Here is a 17,715-nt window from a genome sequence, read left to right as displayed (position 1 = left end):
AATCTTTTTCTTCAGAGAAAGTTTTAAGATTAAGTTTTATTTGACTCGACATCGTTTTGATTTGCTTTTCAGCGTCTCGCCCCGTGTCAGTGGGGTCGCATTATAGGGAGAGCAGAAAATTACGCAAGCCCTTTTTTAAAGAAAAATGCAAAAAACTGACTGTTCGCGTGTATTTTAAACGAAACGCCCATTTTTGATACTTTAACGCTGCTTTATTGCGCTATTTAGAGTAATAAATTCGATTTATACCCATATTTGGATTTAATACCTATCAAGGAAGAATGCTTACAGCTCTATTTTGTTCATTCATGCTGTATCTACTTTATGTTTGGTAGCATTATTAGAGCATCTAGTGGTATGAGTTTATATAAAGATTTCTGATTACTAATTTAGTAGCTAAGGTTTGTGGGCATGCTGATAGCTGTACTTTATTCCTTTTACGCAAGAGTGGTGTAAAAGGTTATCGACTGCGAACGAAGTAATGGCGGTCTTTTTGCTCAAGAGTGGTGCAAAAGTTTAATGACAAGCACGCAGTGCTCCATTCCTTTTGCGCAAGGGCGATGACTGACCGAAGCTTCGCAGCAGGAAGATGTGAGCGCATGGATGCGCGATGGAACCCTGCTTCATGGATGAATTACAACTGAGAACTAGCCTGAAGCAAGTTTCACAGTTTTTAAAATTTCCTAGTTTTATACCCTTAAAAACAAAAAACCCGAGCCTAAGCTCGGGTTTTTTTAATGCTTTGTGGCATTAACTAAAGTCGATATTACTCAACAAAAGTTGCTACAACACCAGCACCTATCTGGTAAAGTGCGCCACCTTCATAAGCTGCACTAAATTACAGGCATTAAAAAAGGCCACCGAAGTGACCTTTTTCACAGTGTTACTGCAATCTGTAGATTATTCTACGATTGTAGCTACAACACCAGCACCAACTGTACGGCCACCTTCACGGATCGCGAAACGTAGACCTTCGTCCATCGCGATTGGAACGATTAGCTCAACAGTCATCTTGATGTTGTCACCTGGCATTACCATTTCTACGCCTTCTGGTAACTCAACGTTACCTGTTACGTCAGTTGTACGGAAGTAGAACTGTGGACGGTAACCTTTGAAGAATGGAGTATGACGGCCACCTTCATCTTTAGATAGTACGTATACTTCTGAAGTGAACTTCGTGTGTGGGTTGATTGAACCAGGCTTACAAAGAACCTGACCACGCTCAACTTCGTCACGCTTAGTACCACGTAGAAGTGCACCAATGTTCTCACCAGCACGACCTTCGTCTAGAAGCTTACGGAACATTTCAACACCCGTACAAGTTGTCTTCGTAGTTTCTTTGATACCTACGATTTCAACTTCGTCGTTCACGTTGATGATACCAGCTTCAACACGGCCAGTTACAACAGTACCACGACCCTGGATTGAGAATACGTCTTCGATAGGCATGATGAATGGCTTATCGATGTCACGCTCTGGCTCTGGGATGTAAGAATCTAGTGCTTCTGCAAGCTCAACGATCTTGTCTTCCCACTCTTTCTCGCCTTCTAGTGCTTTAAGCGCTGAACCCTGGATTAGAGGTAGGTCATCACCTGGGAAGTCGTACTCTGAAAGAAGTTCACGAACTTCCATCTCTACTAGCTCTAGTAGCTCTTCGTCGTCAACCATGTCACATTTGTTCATGAATACAACGATGTAAGGTACACCAACCTGACGTGAAAGTAGGATGTGCTCACGAGTCTGAGGCATAGGACCGTCAGTAGCTGCAACTACTAGGATCGCGCCGTCCATCTGTGCAGCACCAGTGATCATGTTTTTAACATAGTCAGCGTGTCCTGGACAGTCTACGTGTGCGTAGTGGCGAGTTGGTGTGTCATACTCAACGTGTGAAGTTGAGATTGTGATACCACGCTCACGCTCTTCTGGAGCGTTATCGATTGATGCGAAGTCTTTTGCGTCACCACCGTATACTTTTGCAAGTACGTTAGTGATTGCTGCAGTTAGAGTTGTTTTACCGTGGTCAACGTGGCCGATTGTACCTACGTTTACGTGCGGTTTCGAACGTTCAAACTTTTCTTTTGCCATCTTAAAAATTTCCTATAAAAGAAATTAAAGTCCGATCCAGTATGAATCGGACCGAACTAAAATTATCTTACAGCGCGAGCTGCAATTATTGCCTCTGTAACGTTTTTGGCTGCTTCAGCATACTTGGAGAATTCCATAGAGTATGATGCGCGACCCTGCGTTGCAGAGCGAAGATCAGTTGCATAACCGAACATTTCAGAAAGTGGTACTTGAGCATTAACTTGCTTCAAGCCGCCAAACGCTTCTTCCATACCTTCGATCATACCACGACGACGGTTTAAGTCGCCTACTACATCACCCATGTTCTCTTCAGGGGTGATTACTTCAACTTTCATAACAGGTTCTAGGATAACTGGATCTGCTTCCAGCGCACCATCACGGAAACCTATTGAACCTGCGATCTTAAAGGCCATTTCGTTAGAGTCAACATCGTGGAAAGAACCATCGAATAACGTTGCTTTAACACCAAGTAACGGATAGCCAGCCAAGACACCTTGGCGCATCTGCTCTTGAATACCTTTATCAACCGCTGGAATATATTCTTTAGGAACAGCGCCACCTACGATTTCGTTCACGAATTCGTAAGTAGGAGATTCGTCGTCCGTAATTTCCATTGGTTCAAGTTTAAGCCAAACATGACCGTATTGACCACGACCACCTGATTGACGTACAAATTTACCTTCAGCTTCCACTGAAGCACGAATTGTTTCGCGGTATGCAACTTGAGGTTTACCCACGTTACACACAACACCAAATTCGCGTTTCATACGGTCAACAATGATATCAAGGTGAAGCTCACCCATACCAGAGATGATGGTTTGGCCAGACTCTTCATCTGTTTCAACACGGAAAGATGGATCTTCTGCAGCTAGTTTACCTAGTGCAATACCCATTTTATCTTGGTCAGCTACAGTTTTCGGTTCAACCGCTACAGAAATTACCGGCTCAGGAAACTCCATGCGCTCTAAGGTAATTACTGAGTCACTCGAACAAAGCGTGTCACCCGTAGTCACATCTTTCAAACCGATTGCTGCTGCAATGTCACCCGCGCGAACTTCTTTAATTTCTTCGCGAGAGTTAGCATGCATTTGTACAATACGGCCTAAACGCTCTTTTTTCGATTTAACAGGATTATAAACTGCATCACCCTGCTTCACTGTACCTGAATAAACTCTAAAGAAAGTCAATGTACCAACAAACGGGTCAGTTGCAATTTTAAATGCTAATGCAGAAAAAGGTGCATTGTCGTCAGCTGGTCGAGTTCCTTCGGTTTCGTCTTCGAGGATACCTTGGATCTCTTTTACTTCTGTAGGCGAAGGCATGTATTCAACAACCGAGTCAAGCACTGCTTGAACCCCTTTGTTCTTGAATGCACTTCCGCAGGTCATTGGCACGATTTCATTGGCCAGTGTGCGTTGACGTAGCGCAGCTTTAATCTCAGCCTCGCTTAAGTCACCTTCTTCAAGATATTTGTCCATTAGCTCTTCAGTCGCTTCAGCAGCAGACTCAAGCATTTCTGCTCGCCATTCTTCTGCTAGGTCTTGAAGGTCTGCTGGGATCTCTTCATAAGTGAAAGTCGTCCCCTGGTCCGATTCGTTCCAGTTGATTGCTTTCATTTTGATTAGATCGATAACACCTTTAAATTCGTCTTCAGCACCAATTGGTAACTGAATTGGCACAGGTGTCGCACCTAAACGGTTCTTCACCTGATCCACAACTGCTAGGAAGTCAGCGCCTGTACGGTCCATTTTATTTACGAAGATCATACGAGGAACTTCGTATTTATTGGCCTGACGCCAGACTGTTTCCGTTTGTGGTTGTACACCTGATGAAGCACATAAAACCACGACTGCACCATCAAGTACACGTAATGAACGCTCTACTTCGATGGTGAAATCTACGTGTCCTGGCGTATCGATGATGTTAATACGATGCTCATCAAACTGAGCATCCATCCCTTTCCAGAAACACGTTGTGGCAGCAGAAGTAATAGTAATACCACGCTCCTGCTCCTGCTCCATCCAGTCCATAGTTGCAGCACCATCATGAACTTCACCGATCTTATGAGAAAGACCCGTGTAGAACAGAACTCGTTCTGTTGTGGTGGTTTTGCCTGCATCTACGTGAGCACAAATACCGATGTTACGGTAACGCTCAATAGGAGTTGTACGTGCCATAATATCCTCTTAAAAGGTGTTAGCAGACTACCAACGGTAGTGAGCGAATGCTTTGTTCGCTTCAGCCATACGGTGAACGTCTTCACGTTTCTTAACCGCAGTGCCTTTGTTGTCAGCTGCATCAAGCATCTCTTGAGCTAGACGAAGGCCCATTGACTTTTCGCCACGCTTACGAGAAGCATCAACTAACCAACGCATACCTAATGCGTTACGACGTACTGGACGTACTTCAACTGGAACTTGGTATGTAGAACCACCAACACGGCGAGATTTAACCTCAACCGCTGGACGTACATTTTCAAGTGCAGCTTCAAAGATTTCTAGGTGCGACTTGCCTGATTTCTCAGCAGCCACGTCTAACGCACCGTAAACGATTTTTTCAGCAGTAGATTTCTTGCCGTCTAACATTACTACGTTAACGAATTTAGCAAGAAGTTCTGATCCGAACTTAGGATCTGGAAGAATTTTACGTTGACCTATAACGCGTCTTCTAGGCATTTTATTTCTCCGGTATCTTCAGGTTCGCTTTACTTCAGCGACTCCCAAAACAAAATATAAAAATTAAAAATTTAAGTGCTTGGCCTTACTAACGGAGAACCATTAGCCCTTAGGGCGTTTAGCACCGTACTTAGAACGACCTTGTTTACGGTCATTTACGCCTGCACAGTCAAGTGCACCACGAACAGTGTGGAAACGTACACCCGGTAAGTCTTTAACACGACCACCACGGATTAAGATAACACTGTGTTCTTGAAGGTTGTGACCTTCACCACCGATGTATGAAGTTACTTCGAAACCGTTAGTTAAACGTACACGCGCTACTTTACGTAATGCAGAGTTTGGTTTCTTAGGTGTTGTTGTATATACACGAGTACATACACCACGTTTCTGTGGACAAGCTTTAAGAGCAGCAGAGTTGCTCTTTGTAACCTTGCTACGACGTGGCTTACGCACTAGCTGGTTAATAGTTGCCATTAAATAGCTCCTGATTAATTACTACTGAAAAATGAAAAAATCCGCCCTATTTAAACATTCTTTTATTCGAACGAATAAATGGGTGGCGGAATTTTAATGAGCAAAGATTGAGCTGTCAACCAAAAAATAACGGGCAAGCCTGATTTCTCAGACTTGCCCGTATTATCTTTCGCTATTTAGTGGGAAGAATTACTCTTCACCACCTAATAGATCAGCATTCAGTGCATCAGTTAATGCTTGAGTTGCCTCTTCAGCACTTACTGTTTGCTCTTCAACTGGAAGCTCAGCTTGCTTACGACGATTCATACGATCTTGGTGATACGCAAAACCTGTACCGGCTGGGATCAGACGGCCCACGATTACGTTCTCTTTCAAGCCTCGTAGTTCATCGCTCTTACCATTTACTGCTGCTTCCGTAAGAACACGAGTTGTTTCTTGGAATGATGCTGCAGAAATGAAAGATTCTGTTGCAAGAGACGCTTTAGTGATACCCATCAGCTGAATTTCATACTTAGCTGGTATCTTACCTTGCTTCTCTAAGTCGCGGTTTGCAATACTAACGCGTGCCACTTCAACTTGTTCACCTGCTAAGAACTCAGTATCACCACCGTCTAAGATGATGCACTTACGTAGCATTTGGCGAATAATCGTTTCGATGTGCTTATCGTTAATCTTTACACCCTGTAAGCGGTAAACTTCTTGTACTTCGTTAACGATGTAGTTAGATACATCAGTTACACCACGAAGACGAAGGATATCGTGCGGAGACTCTGGACCATCGGCGATAACTTCACCTTTAGAAACCATTTCACCCTCGAACACGTTAAGCTGACGCCATTTCGGGATCATCTCTTCGTATGCATCACCCTCTTCTGGTGTGATAACTAGACGTTTCTTGCCTTTTGTCTCTTTACCGAAGCTCACAACACCTGTGATTTCTGCAAGGATTGCAGGATCTTTTGGCTTACGCGCTTCGAATAAGTCAGCAACTCGAGGTAGACCACCCGTGATATCACGAGTCTTCGAACCTTCTTGCGGAATACGCGCTAGAACCTGACCAGGTGCCGCTGTTGCGCCATCTGTGATTTCAATCGTTGTGAATGAAGGTAGACGGATCTCTTGAAGACCACGTTCTTCGTTCTCAATAATTAGCTTAGGTTCTTTCGCATTAACCTTAGATAGGTCTTTAACAACAACACGTGTTAAACCTGTAAGGTCATCAGTCTGTGCTTCTGTGTTGCTATCATCAATGTCAGAGAACGACACTTTTGATTCATGCTCAAGAATGATTGGGTGACTGTGCGGATCCCATGTTGCAACGATATCGTTACCTTTAACTTCTGCACCATCTTGTACAGAAAGTACAGCACCGTAAGGTACCTTATAACGCTCTTTCTCTCGACCGTGATCATCAATGATTGTGATCTCAGTTGAACGTGAAGTGATAACAATCTTACCGTCAGTGTTTAATACATATTTTGCATTATGTAACTTCAGGCTACCGTTATTTTTAACTTGTACGCTGTTTTCTGCTGACGCTCTTGATGCAGCACCACCGATGTGGAATGTACGCATCGTAAGCTGTGTACCCGGCTCACCGATTGACTGAGCGGCGATAACACCTACTGATTCACCCGCGTTGATGATATGACCACGTGCTAGGTCACGACCATAACACTTGGCACATACACCGTAATCGTTATCACATGTGATAACAGAACGTACACGCACTTCGTCCACTGAGTGCTCTTCTAAAAGGTCACACAGTTTTTCGTCAAGCATGATGTTACGTTCAACAAGTACTTCTTCAGTACCTGGCTTTAAGATGTCTTCAGCAACAACACGACCTAATACACGCTCGCGAAGTGGCTCAACAACGTCACCACCTTCGATTAGCGGCTTCATTGTTAGACCGTCTAACGTGCCACAATCGTCGTTTGTAATAACTAAGTCTTGTGCAACGTCTACTAGACGACGAGTTAGGTAACCCGAGTTCGCTGTCTTAAGTGCCGTATCGGCTAGACCTTTACGCGCACCGTGCGTTGAGATGAAGTACTGTAGTACGTTTAGACCTTCACGGAAGTTAGCCGTGATTGGCGTTTCAATGATTGAACCATCTGGACGTGCCATTAGACCACGCATACCCGCTAACTGACGGATCTGAGCAGCACTACCACGTGCGCCTGAGTCGGCCATCATGAACACCGAGTTGAAAGAAGGTTGCTCTTCTTCTTCACCCTGTGCATTCACAACTGTATCTTTCGATAAGTTCGCCATCATTTCACGTGAAAGGTTTTCGTTAACACGTGACCAGATATCGATTACTTTGTTGTACTTTTCACCCGCAGTTACAAGACCTGATTGGAACTGTTGGTTAATTTCAGATACTTCCGCTTCAGCCGCTTCAATGATGCCTGCTTTCGTCGGTGGGATTACCATATCGTTAATACCGATAGATACACCTGACTTCATCGCGTAGTGGAAACCTGTATACATCACTTGGTCAGCAAACACGACTGTGTCTTTAAGACCTAGACGACGGTAACACTCATTTAGAAGTGCAGAAATCTGCTTCTTACCTAATGCACGGTTGATAAGCTCAAATGGTAAGCCTTCAGGTGTGCTTAGAGAAAGGATCGCACGACCAACAGTCGTATCTACTACAGAAGTCTGTTGTGAACGATCACCAGTCTCTTCATCGATAACAGTTTCTGTAATACGAACTTTAACGCGAGCATGAAGTTCAGCAACACCTGTACGGTAAGCTTTTTCAGCTTCTTTCGCATCTTTAAATACAATGCCTTCACCTTTGGCATTGATGCGATCACGCGTCATGTAGTAAAGACCTAATACAACGTCCTGTGAAGGAACGATAATAGGCTCACCGTTCGCTGGTGATAGAATGTTGTTCGTTGACATCATTAGAGCACGTGCTTCTAGCTGTGCTTCTAATGTTAACGGTACGTGTACCGCCATTTGGTCACCATCGAAGTCAGCGTTATATGCCGCACACACTAGTGGGTGTAGGTGGATTGCTTTACCTTCGATTAGAACAGGTTCAAACGCTTGGATACCAAGACGGTGAAGTGTTGGTGCACGGTTAAGTAGAACCGGGTGCTCACGGATTACTTCGTCTAGTACGTCCCATACCTCTGGTACTTCACGCTCAACCATCTTCTTCGCAGCTTTGATGGTTGTCGCCATGCCACGGCGCTCTAGCTTACCGTAGATGAATGGCTTGAATAGCTCAAGTGCCATCTTCTTAGGAAGACCACACTGGTGAAGTTTAAGCGTAGGACCAACTGTGATTACAGAACGGCCTGAGTAGTCAACACGCTTACCTAGAAGGTTTTGACGGAAACGACCTTGCTTACCTTTGATCATGTCTGCAAGCGACTTAAGTGGACGCTTGTTAGAACCTGTGATCGCACGACCGCGACGACCATTATCAAGTAGCGCATCAACCGCTTCTTGTAACATACGCTTTTCGTTACGTACGATGATGTCTGGTGCAGCTAAGTCAAGTAGACGCTTAAGACGGTTGTTACGGTTAATAACACGACGGTAAAGGTCGTTCAGATCAGACGTTGCAAAACGACCGCCATCTAGTGGTACTAGAGGACGAAGATCTGGTGGAAGAACCGGAAGCACGCTCATGATCATCCACTCAGGGTTATTACCTGACTGGTGGAAAGATTCCATCAGCTTAAGACGCTTAGTGATCTTCTTACGCTTAGTTTCAGAGTTGATAGTTGGTAACTCTTCACGCATTTCTGCGATAAGCTGACCTAGGTCTAGTTCTTTTAGTAGATCAAGTACAGCTTCTGCACCCATCTTAGCTTCGAACTCATCACCGTGCTCTTCAAGTGCATCTAGGTACTCTTCTTCGCCTAATAGCTGACCGCGCTCTAGCGTAGTCATACCTGGCTCAGTTACTACGAATGATTCGAAGTAAAGTACGCGCTCGATGTCACGAAGTGTCATATCTAGCATTAAGCCGATACGAGACGGTAATGACTTAAGGAACCAAATGTGTGCAACTGGGCTAGCTAGCTCAATGTGACCCATACGGTCACGACGTACTTTAGTTAAAGTAACTTCTACGCCACACTTTTCACAAATAACACCACGGTGCTTTAAGCGCTTATATTTACCACATAAACACTCATAATCTTTTACTGGGCCGAAAATACGGGCACAGAATAAGCCGTCACGCTCAGGCTTGAACGTACGATAGTTAATTGTCTCAGGCTTTTTAACTTCGCCGTAAGACCAAGAACGTACCATGTCTGGTGAAGCAAGACCGATGCGGATCGCATCAAATTCTTCGGTCTTATTTTGTTGCTTCAAAAACTTAAGTAAGTCTTTCACCTTAGCTCTCCTGTCGGAGTTAATCTCGAGGGCAAGCAATGCTTGCCCCTACATTCTTTCAGTCCGGGGAGCCGCAGCTTAGCTGCGGCTGTCGGATTAATTTTCTTCCAACTCGATGTTGATACCTAGTGAGCGGATTTCTTTCAACAATACGTTGAATGACTCTGGCATACCCGGTTCCATCTTGTGGTTACCGTCAACGATGTTCTTATACATCTTAGTACGACCATTTACGTCATCTGACTTAACCGTCAGCATCTCTTGAAGTGTATAGGCAGCACCGTATGCTTCTAATGCCCATACCTCCATCTCACCGAATCTTTGACCACCGAACTGTGCCTTACCACCCAGCGGCTGCTGAGTTACTAGGCTGTAAGAACCAGTAGAACGCGCGTGCATCTTGTCGTCTACTAAGTGGTTTAGTTTCAGCATGTACATGTAACCAACGGTTACTTGACGCTCAAACGCATCACCAGTACGACCATCATATAGCGTTACCTGACCACTACGTGGGTAACCACCTAGCTCAAGAAGGTCTTTAATCTCTGACTCACGTGCACCATCGAATGCAGGAGTCGCGATTGGTAGACCACCTTTCAGGTTATTCGCAAGACGACGGACTTCATCATCAGAGAAGCTAGCAATATCAACTTTCTGACGGCAATCACCTACAGCGTAAGCTTTTGCAATGAAATCGCGCATTTCGTGAATTTCACGCTGCTCTTTCATCATCTCTTCTAGCGTTTCACCGATACCACGTGCAGCCAGACCCATATGTGTTTCTAAGATCTGACCGATGTTCATACGAGATGGTACACCCAGCGGGTTAAGTACGATATCTACAGTACGACCTTTGTCATCGTATGGCATATCTTCTACTGGTACGATTGTCGAGATAACACCTTTGTTACCGTGACGACCAGCCATCTTATCACCTGGTTGGATACGACGTTTAACAGCTAGGTATACTTTAACAATCTTAAGTACGCCTGGTGCTAAGTCATCACCCTGAGTGATCTTGCGACGTTTGTTTTCAAACTTCTTATCGTACTCAGCTTTAAGCTCATCGTACTGTGCAGCAAGCTGCTCAAGATCAGCTTGTTGCTGTTCATCAGCTAGGCTTTGAGTTAGTAGCTTGTCAGTGCTTAATTCAGCTACTTTCTCTTCACTTAGACCCGCTTGTACAAGTAATGTACGTACGCGTGTTAAGATACCGCCTTCAAGGATTCTGAACTCTTCGTTGAAGTCTTTCTTCGCTTCACGAAGCTGCATTTCTTCAACTTCTAACGCACGCTTGTCTTTTTCAACGCCGTCGCGAGTGAATACTTGTACGTCGATCACTGTACCAGTTACAGAGTTTGGTACGCGTAGTGAGCTGTCTTTAACATCAGATGCTTTTTCACCGAAGATAGCACGTAGTAGCTTTTCTTCAGGAGTAAGTTGCGTTTCGCCTTTAGGTGTTACTTTACCTACAAGGATGTCGCCACCTTTTACTTCAGCACCGATGTAAACAACACCAGACTCATCCAGTTTACCAAGTGCAGACTCACCTACATTTGGAATATCAGCTGTGATCTCTTCAGGACCAAGCTTAGTATCACGTGCGATACACTGAAGTTCTTGAATGTGGATTGTTGTTAGACGATCTTCTTTTACAACGTTCTCAGATAGTAAGATTGAATCCTCGAAGTTGTAACCATTCCATGGCATGAATGCCACGCGAAGGTTTTGACCTAGTGCTAAGTCACCTAAGTCAGTCGAAGGACCATCTGCTAATACGTCACCACGTACAACCGGCTCACCAACCATACAAGTTGGTTTCTGGTTGATACACGTATTTTGGTTAGAACGTGTGTATTTAGTTAAGTTGTAAATGTCGATGCCCGCTTCACCTGGGATGCGCTCTTCTTCATTTACGTTAACTACGATACGGCTTGCGTCAGCATACTTAACAACACCGCCACGCTTAGCAACGATTGTTACACCAGAATCTTTTGCTAGTGTACGCTCGATACCTGTACCTACTAACGGCTTATCAGCGCGTAGTGTTGGTACTGCTTGACGTTGCATGTTCGATCCCATTAGTGCACGGTTAGCATCATCGTGTTCTAGGAATGGGATTAGTGCTGCTGCAACTGAGATAACCTGCTGAGGTGATACGTCCATATATTGGATGTCATCACGACCCATAAATGTCGATTCACCTTTGTGACGACATGGGATTAACTCATCAATAAATTCATTGCTGTCGTTCAGGTTCGTGTTCGCCTGAGCGATTACGAATTGACCTTCTTCGATAGCTGATAGGTAATCAACTTCGTCGCTTACTACACCATCAACAACTTTACGGTATGGTGTTTCTAAGAAACCATAGTCGTTAGTACGTGCGTATGTAGAAAGTGAGTTGATCAGACCGATGTTTGGACCTTCAGGCGTTTCGATAGGACAAACACGACCGTAGTGCGTTACGTGTACGTCTCGAACTTCGAAGCCTGCACGTTCACGTGTAAGACCACCCGGACCTAATGCAGAAATACGACGCTTGTGCGTTACTTCTGAAAGCGGGTTGTTTTGGTCCATGAACTGTGACAGCTGTGAAGAGCCAAAGAATTCTTTAACTGCTGCTGAAATAGGTTTCGCGTTGATTAGGTCTTGAGGCATTACATTGTCAAGATCACCTAAGCTTAAACGCTCACGAACAGCACGTTCAACACGTACTAAACCAACACGGAATTGGTTTTCAGCCATTTCACCTACAGAACGGATACGACGGTTACCTAGGTGGTCGATATCGTCCACTTCGCCTTTACCGTTACGAATATCGATCAATACTTTCATTACTGATACGATATCTTCTTTGCTCAGTGTACCTGGACCTGTATCTGAATCATAACCTACACGGCTATTGAACTTCATACGACCTACAGTTGATAGGTCATAACGCTCTTCAGTGAAGAATAAGTTTTCAAATAAAGCTTCTGCAGCTTCTTTCGTTGGTGGCTCACCAGGGCGCATCATACGGTAGATTTCAACAAGCGCTTCTAAGCGGTTTGTAGAAGAATCGATACGTAATGTATCGGAAATGTATGCACCACTGTCTACATCATTGATGTAAAGTGTGTCGATTTGCGCGTGACCTGCTTTAACAAGCTCAGCCATTAGCTCTAGTGAAAGTTCAGAATTCGCTTCTGCGATGATTTCACCAGTAGACTCATCGATGTAGTTCTTCGCTACTACACGACCAATGATGTACTCATGTGGTACTTCAAGTTGTGTAATTTCTTTCTTTTCAAGAGTCTTGATATGACGAGCAGTAACACGACGACCGGCTTCAACGATCACGTCACCGTCTTTGTCTTTAATATCAAATGCAGCTGTTTCACCACGTAGACGTGAAGGAACAAGCTCCATTAATACTTTACCGTTAGCAACTTCGAACGTTGTCGTTTCGAAGAACATTGCTAAGATCTCTTCAGATGTAAACTCTAAAGCACGTAGAATGATAGACGCCGGTAACTTACGACGGCGGTCGATACGTACATATAGGTTATCTTTTACATCAAATTCAAAGTCTAACCATGAACCACGGTAAGGAATAACACGTGCATTATAAAGTACTTTACCTGAAGAGTGTGACTTACCACGGTCGTTATCAAAGAATACACCAGGAGAACGGTGTAGCTGAGAAACGATAACACGCTCTGTACCATTGATTACAAAAGTACCGGTATCGGTCATGAGCGGGATTTCGCCCATGTAAACTTCTTGCTCTTTAATGTCTTTAACTGTGCCTGGTGCTTCTTTATCCATTAGCACAAGACGTAATTTCACGCGAAGTGGAGCAGAATAAGTCACGCCGCGAATTTGACATTCTTTTACATCGAATACTGGCTCGCCAATACGGTAACTTACGTATTGGAGCTCAGAATTACCCGAGTAGCTTTTAATAGGGAAAACAGAGCGGAATGCAGCTTCCAGTCCATAGTCGCCTACAGCGTCAGGATTCAAGAATTTTTTGAACGATTCTAACTGTGTAGACAGTAAGAAAGGTATATCCAAAACTTGTGGACGTTTACCAAAATCCTTACGGATACGTTTCTTTTCAGAATAAGAGTAAGCCATGGGGTTCCTCAGCTTGCTGATCTTTGACCCAACCTGTTCTTGTAAGAACAGCATTACTGGCATCTAAGCCATGATAACAACATCTCATTGTTGCACTAAATGCCACTGCTATTAGCAAAAAACTTAAGTTATTGAAATAAAAGTGAAATTTAGAGTTTTTTGCGTCTAGTAAATATGATCATACTAGAGCGCAAAAGGGCCGGTGATTAAATAATCACCAGCCCTTGCCTGATTGCTCAGGCAGCGAACCTAGCCGTAGCTAGATTACTTGATCTCAACTTCAGCACCAGCTTCTTCAAGATCTTTCTTAAGTGCTTCAGCTTCTTCTTTAGAAACAGCTTCTTTGATTGGCGCAGGAGCAGACTCAACAAGAGCTTTTGCTTCTTTAAGGCCAAGACCAGTTGCACCACGTACAGCTTTGATAGCAGCAACTTTGTTACCGCCAGCAGCAGCTAGGATTACGTCGAACTCAGTCTTTTCTTCAGCAGCTTCAGCAGGACCTGCAGCAACAACAGCAGCAGCTGCAGTTACGCCGAACTTTTCTTCCATTGCTTCAACTAGTTCAACAACTTCCATTACTGACATTTCAGCAATCGCGTCAAGGATTTGGTCTTTAGTTACAGACATTGTAAATTTCCTAATTAATTACGAACCCATGAGGTTCAAAAAAATTTTTAAATGAGAAAGTGAATAAAGGCTTAAAATTAAGCAGCTTCTTCTTCTTTCTTAACGCGAACTGCTTCAATTGTTTTACACAATTTGCCAGCAGACGCTTCTTTCATAGCGCTCATTAAGCGTGCAACAGCTTCGTCGTAAGTAGGTAGCTTAGCAAGCATATCTACGTCAACGATATTGCCTTCGAATGCAGCAGACTTAAGCTCGAATAGCTCATTCTTTTTCGCGAAATCTGAGAAGATACGCGCAGCAGCACCTGGGTGCTCTGAAGAGAAAGCGATTAGGCTTGGGCCTACTAGAGACTCGTTAAGACACTCATAATCAGTACCTTCAACAGCACGTTTAGCTAGGGTGTTACGAACAACCTTCATCCAAACGCCTGCTTCACGAGCTTCTTTACGAAGAGCAGTGATAGCATCAACTGTCACACCACGAGAATCTGCAACTACTGCAGATAGAGCACCTTTGGCAACTTCATTAACTTCAGCAACAATTGCTTTCTTGTCTTGAAGGTTTAAAGCCATGGGTGTTACTCCTGGTTAATTAAAAACCTAATGGTTTTCAGTTCTACTCTTACCTCAACAAAATTGCTGAGGTGCTTTTTACGGCGAGAGCCAGAAGATTAGGAAAATCTAGCTGGGATTCACACCGTCTACGTAGGGATTATTAAGGCTTTCACCACCTACGGTCTTGGACGGAAACGCAATTTATCGTTTGATTGTAGACCAACTGGTTAACAATACACGAAATTATGCGCTTCAACCCGAATTCTTTACTTCGTTAAAGAACACGTTCTCAACGAAATGGCGCGCAATTATAGTTCAAATTTTACGCCATGTAAATGCTAATTTCTAAATTACGCTACTTGCGTGTTTAGAGTAGCTTGGTCAACAGCAACACCTGCGCCCATAGTTGTTGAGATGCTTACTTTCTTCAAGTAAGTACCTTTCGCTTGAGAAGGCTTAGCCTTCTTAAGCGCAACAAGTAGTGCTTCAAGGTTTTGTTGTAGCTGTTCAGCAGTGAAGTCAACTTTACCGATAGTCGTGTGAACGATACCGTTCTTGTCGTTACGGTAACGAACCTGACCAGCTTTAGCATTTTTAACTGCTTCTGCAACGTTAGGTGTTACAGTACCAGTTTTAGGGTTAGGCATAAGACCACGTGGACCTAGGATTTGACCTAGTTGACCAACAACGCGCATTGCATCTGGAGAAGCAACAACAACGTCAAAGTTCATTTCGCCTTTCTTAACTTGCTCAGCAAGCTCTTCCATACCTACTAAATCAGCACCCGCTTCTTTAGCAGCTTCAGCGTTTGCGCCAGCTGTGAATACAGCAACGCGAACTTCACGGCCAGTACCGTTTGGAAGTACAGTTGCACCACGAACGTTTTGGTCAGATTTACGTGCATCGATACCAAGGTTAACAGCAACGTCAACACTTTCAGTGAATTTAGCAGTAGCTAGTTCTTTAAGAAGAGCAACAGCTTCGTTGATTTCGTACTCTTTAGTTACGTCAACTTTTTCGCGGATTACGCGCATACGCTTAGTTAATTTAGCCATTCTCAATTACCCTTCTACATTCAAGCCCATTGCACGTGCAGAACCTGCAATCGTGCGTACAGCTGCATCCATATCAGCAGCAGTAAGATCAGGACGTTTAGTCTCAACGATCTCTTCTAGTTGAGCACGTGTTACTGTACCCACTTTTTCTGTGTTAGGGCGGCCAGAACCAGACTTGATGCCAGCTGCTTTCTTAAGAAGGTAAGAAGCAGGTGGAGTTTTCATGTCGAAAGTGAATGAACGGTCGTTGTAAACAGAGATGATTACAGGAACCGGAGCGCCTTTCTCGATAGACTCTGTACGTGCGTTGAACGCTTTACAGAATTCCATGATGTTTACACCGTGTTGACCTAGTGCAGGACCTACTGGAGGACTAGGATTAGCCATACCAGCAGCAACTTGTAGCTTGATTAGAGCTTCAACTTTCTTTGCCATTTTAAATAACCTCGTTAGTTGGGTCTTTGCCTTGTGCGCGCGAGGACGCGTACTCAAGCGGCTTCCCAAATTAAAAAAATCTGTGCTTTTGCTATACCAGATAACAAAAGGCCGCTGATTATAGATTAACCAGCGGCCTTTTTCAATCTCTTCGAAAAGAAATTATTTGTCTTTTTCTACCTGACCAAATTCTAGGTCAACTGGTGTAGAACGACCGAAGATAAGAACAGACACTTTTAAGCGGCTCTTCTCATAATCAACCTCTTCAACTACACCACTGAAGTCTGCGAATGGACCATCGTTCACGCGTACCACTTCACCCACTTCAAATAATGTTGCAGGCTTAGGCGCTTCAGCATTTTCTTGAATACGGTTAAGAATACGGTCAGCTTCTTTTTTGCTGATTGGTGCTGGACGATCAGACGTACCACCAATGAAACCCATTACACGTGGCGTGCTGTTTACTAAGTGCCAGCTCGCATCGTTCATGTCCATTTCAACTAGAACATAACCTGGGAAGAACTTACGCTCAGATTTGCGCTTTTGACCAGCACGCATTTCAACTACTTCTTCAGTAGGGACTAGTACTTCACCAAAGCTATCTTCTAAGCCTTCGATCTTAATGTGCTCAATGATTGTTTGAGCAACGCGCTTTTCGAAACCCGAAAACGCTTGAATTACGTACCAGCGTAATTTCTTTTCTTTGTTCTCATCCGACATGGGATCAGATCTCCAATCCAGTTAAAAAGCCAACAATACGGAATAAAATGCCGTCTAAACCCCAAAGGATTAACGCCATTACCACTGTTGCTAGCATTACGATAAAAGTTGTATGCGTTGTTTCTTGACGCGTTGGCCAAACAACCTTGCGTACTTCAATTCTAGACTCTTTTGCAAAAGCAATAAAAGTACGACCTTTTTCAGTAGTTGCCAGTAGACCTAAAGCGGCTGCTACTGCAACAACAACACCTACCGCACGCACTAACACAGATAGGTCAGCGTACATGTAATTACCTACAACTGCACCTAATAGCAATGCAATTGATACTAGCCACTTAACCGTATCCATCGAGTTTGACGGAGTTTCTACATTCGTGCTCATAAAAAATTTACCTTAAATACAGACACAACGACCCTGCATATGGCAGGGTAAATCCATTAATCCAAATCTACAAATAAGCGAGAGGTTCATTGAACGGCCACATTATTTTAGGTTTAGACTAGCTGTATGAATTGGCAGGGGCGGCAGGACTCGAACCCGCAACCATCGGTTTTGGAGACCGCTGTTCTACCAATTGGAACTACGCCCCTGCA

Annotated in this window: 12 protein-coding genes and 1 tRNA gene; all 13 read right to left on the bottom strand. The window is 44.0% G+C overall.

Annotated elements, in window-relative coordinates:
* Nucleotides 1–900: 900 nt before the first annotated feature.
* Complete coding sequence (gene tuf / locus ABMY35_RS04865) at nucleotides 901–2,085, bottom strand: elongation factor Tu (protein ID WP_058028464.1); 1,185 nt, start codon at nucleotides 2,083–2,085, stop codon at nucleotides 901–903.
* 62 nt (nucleotides 2,086–2,147) lie between these two features.
* Nucleotides 2,148–4,262 (bottom strand): elongation factor G, encoded by a 2,115-nt coding sequence (fusA, locus tag ABMY35_RS04860; protein WP_349285248.1) that lies wholly within the window; start codon nucleotides 4,260–4,262, stop codon nucleotides 2,148–2,150.
* Between the two features lie 27 nt (nucleotides 4,263–4,289).
* Nucleotides 4,290–4,760, bottom strand: coding sequence for a 30S ribosomal protein S7 (gene rpsG, locus ABMY35_RS04855; RefSeq protein ID WP_058028514.1), 471 nt, complete (start codon nucleotides 4,758–4,760; stop codon nucleotides 4,290–4,292).
* A gap of 102 nt (nucleotides 4,761–4,862) precedes the next feature.
* Nucleotides 4,863–5,237 (bottom strand): 30S ribosomal protein S12, encoded by a 375-nt coding sequence (rpsL, locus tag ABMY35_RS04850; protein WP_010387308.1) that lies wholly within the window; start codon nucleotides 5,235–5,237, stop codon nucleotides 4,863–4,865.
* Nucleotides 5,238–5,426: 189 nt separating this feature from the next.
* Nucleotides 5,427–9,608, bottom strand: coding sequence for a DNA-directed RNA polymerase subunit beta' (gene rpoC, locus ABMY35_RS04845; RefSeq protein ID WP_349285247.1), 4,182 nt, complete (start codon nucleotides 9,606–9,608; stop codon nucleotides 5,427–5,429).
* 96 nt (nucleotides 9,609–9,704) lie between these two features.
* Nucleotides 9,705–13,730: a DNA-directed RNA polymerase subunit beta gene (rpoB, locus tag ABMY35_RS04840; protein ID WP_349285246.1), complete on the bottom strand. Its 4,026-nt coding sequence runs from the start codon at nucleotides 13,728–13,730 to the stop codon at nucleotides 9,705–9,707.
* A 264-nt stretch (nucleotides 13,731–13,994) separates the two neighbouring features.
* A complete protein-coding gene (gene rplL / locus ABMY35_RS04835) occupies nucleotides 13,995–14,357 on the bottom strand; it encodes a 50S ribosomal protein L7/L12 (protein WP_058028511.1) in 363 nt (120 codons plus the stop codon).
* A 77-nt stretch (nucleotides 14,358–14,434) separates the two neighbouring features.
* On the bottom strand, nucleotides 14,435–14,929 hold the full coding sequence (rplJ, locus tag ABMY35_RS04830; protein WP_058028510.1) for a 50S ribosomal protein L10: 495 nt from the start codon (nucleotides 14,927–14,929) through the stop codon (nucleotides 14,435–14,437).
* Between the two features lie 332 nt (nucleotides 14,930–15,261).
* Complete coding sequence (rplA, locus tag ABMY35_RS04825; RefSeq protein ID WP_058028509.1) at nucleotides 15,262–15,966, bottom strand: 50S ribosomal protein L1; 705 nt, start codon at nucleotides 15,964–15,966, stop codon at nucleotides 15,262–15,264.
* 6 nt (nucleotides 15,967–15,972) lie between these two features.
* Nucleotides 15,973–16,401: a 50S ribosomal protein L11 gene (gene rplK / locus ABMY35_RS04820; RefSeq protein ID WP_010387320.1), complete on the bottom strand. Its 429-nt coding sequence runs from the start codon at nucleotides 16,399–16,401 to the stop codon at nucleotides 15,973–15,975.
* Nucleotides 16,402–16,563: 162 nt separating this feature from the next.
* Entirely contained in the window at nucleotides 16,564–17,121 is a 558-nt protein-coding gene (gene nusG, locus ABMY35_RS04815; RefSeq protein WP_130256507.1) for a transcription termination/antitermination protein NusG, read from the bottom strand.
* A 4-nt stretch (nucleotides 17,122–17,125) separates the two neighbouring features.
* On the bottom strand, nucleotides 17,126–17,503 hold the full coding sequence (gene secE / locus ABMY35_RS04810) for a preprotein translocase subunit SecE (protein WP_058028507.1): 378 nt from the start codon (nucleotides 17,501–17,503) through the stop codon (nucleotides 17,126–17,128).
* 132 nt (nucleotides 17,504–17,635) lie between these two features.
* Nucleotides 17,636–17,712 (bottom strand) — tRNA-Trp (locus tag ABMY35_RS04805).
* Nucleotides 17,713–17,715: the final 3 nt, after the last annotated feature.

It is taken from the genome of Pseudoalteromonas sp. BZB3, from assembly GCF_040104455.1.
Lineage (GTDB): Bacteria > Pseudomonadota > Gammaproteobacteria > Enterobacterales > Alteromonadaceae > Pseudoalteromonas.
This window is presented reverse-complemented; position numbering and strand designations above follow the sequence as displayed.

Bases quoted from the DNA above. Each gene is read 5' to 3' on its own strand.
- tuf (WP_058028464.1), bottom strand. From the start codon at position 2,085: ATGGCAAAAGAAAAGTTTGAACGTTCGAAACCGCACGTAAACGTAGGT.
- fusA (WP_349285248.1), bottom strand. From the start codon at position 4,262: ATGGCACGTACAACTCCTATTGAGCGTTACCGTAACATCGGTATTTGT.
- rpsG (WP_058028514.1), bottom strand. From the start codon at position 4,760: ATGCCTAGAAGACGCGTTATAGGTCAACGTAAAATTCTTCCAGATCCT.
- rpsL (WP_010387308.1), bottom strand. From the start codon at position 5,237: ATGGCAACTATTAACCAGCTAGTGCGTAAGCCACGTCGTAGCAAGGTT.
- rpoB (WP_349285246.1), bottom strand. From the start codon at position 13,730: ATGGCTTACTCTTATTCTGAAAAGAAACGTATCCGTAAGGATTTTGGT.
- rplL (WP_058028511.1), bottom strand. From the start codon at position 14,357: ATGTCTGTAACTAAAGACCAAATCCTTGACGCGATTGCTGAAATGTCA.
- rplJ (WP_058028510.1), bottom strand. From the start codon at position 14,929: ATGGCTTTAAACCTTCAAGACAAGAAAGCAATTGTTGCTGAAGTTAAT.
- rplA (WP_058028509.1), bottom strand. From the start codon at position 15,966: ATGGCTAAATTAACTAAGCGTATGCGCGTAATCCGCGAAAAAGTTGAC.
- rplK (WP_010387320.1), bottom strand. From the start codon at position 16,401: ATGGCAAAGAAAGTTGAAGCTCTAATCAAGCTACAAGTTGCTGCTGGT.
- nusG (WP_130256507.1), bottom strand. From the start codon at position 17,121: ATGTCGGATGAGAACAAAGAAAAGAAATTACGCTGGTACGTAATTCAA.
- secE (WP_058028507.1), bottom strand. From the start codon at position 17,503: ATGAGCACGAATGTAGAAACTCCGTCAAACTCGATGGATACGGTTAAG.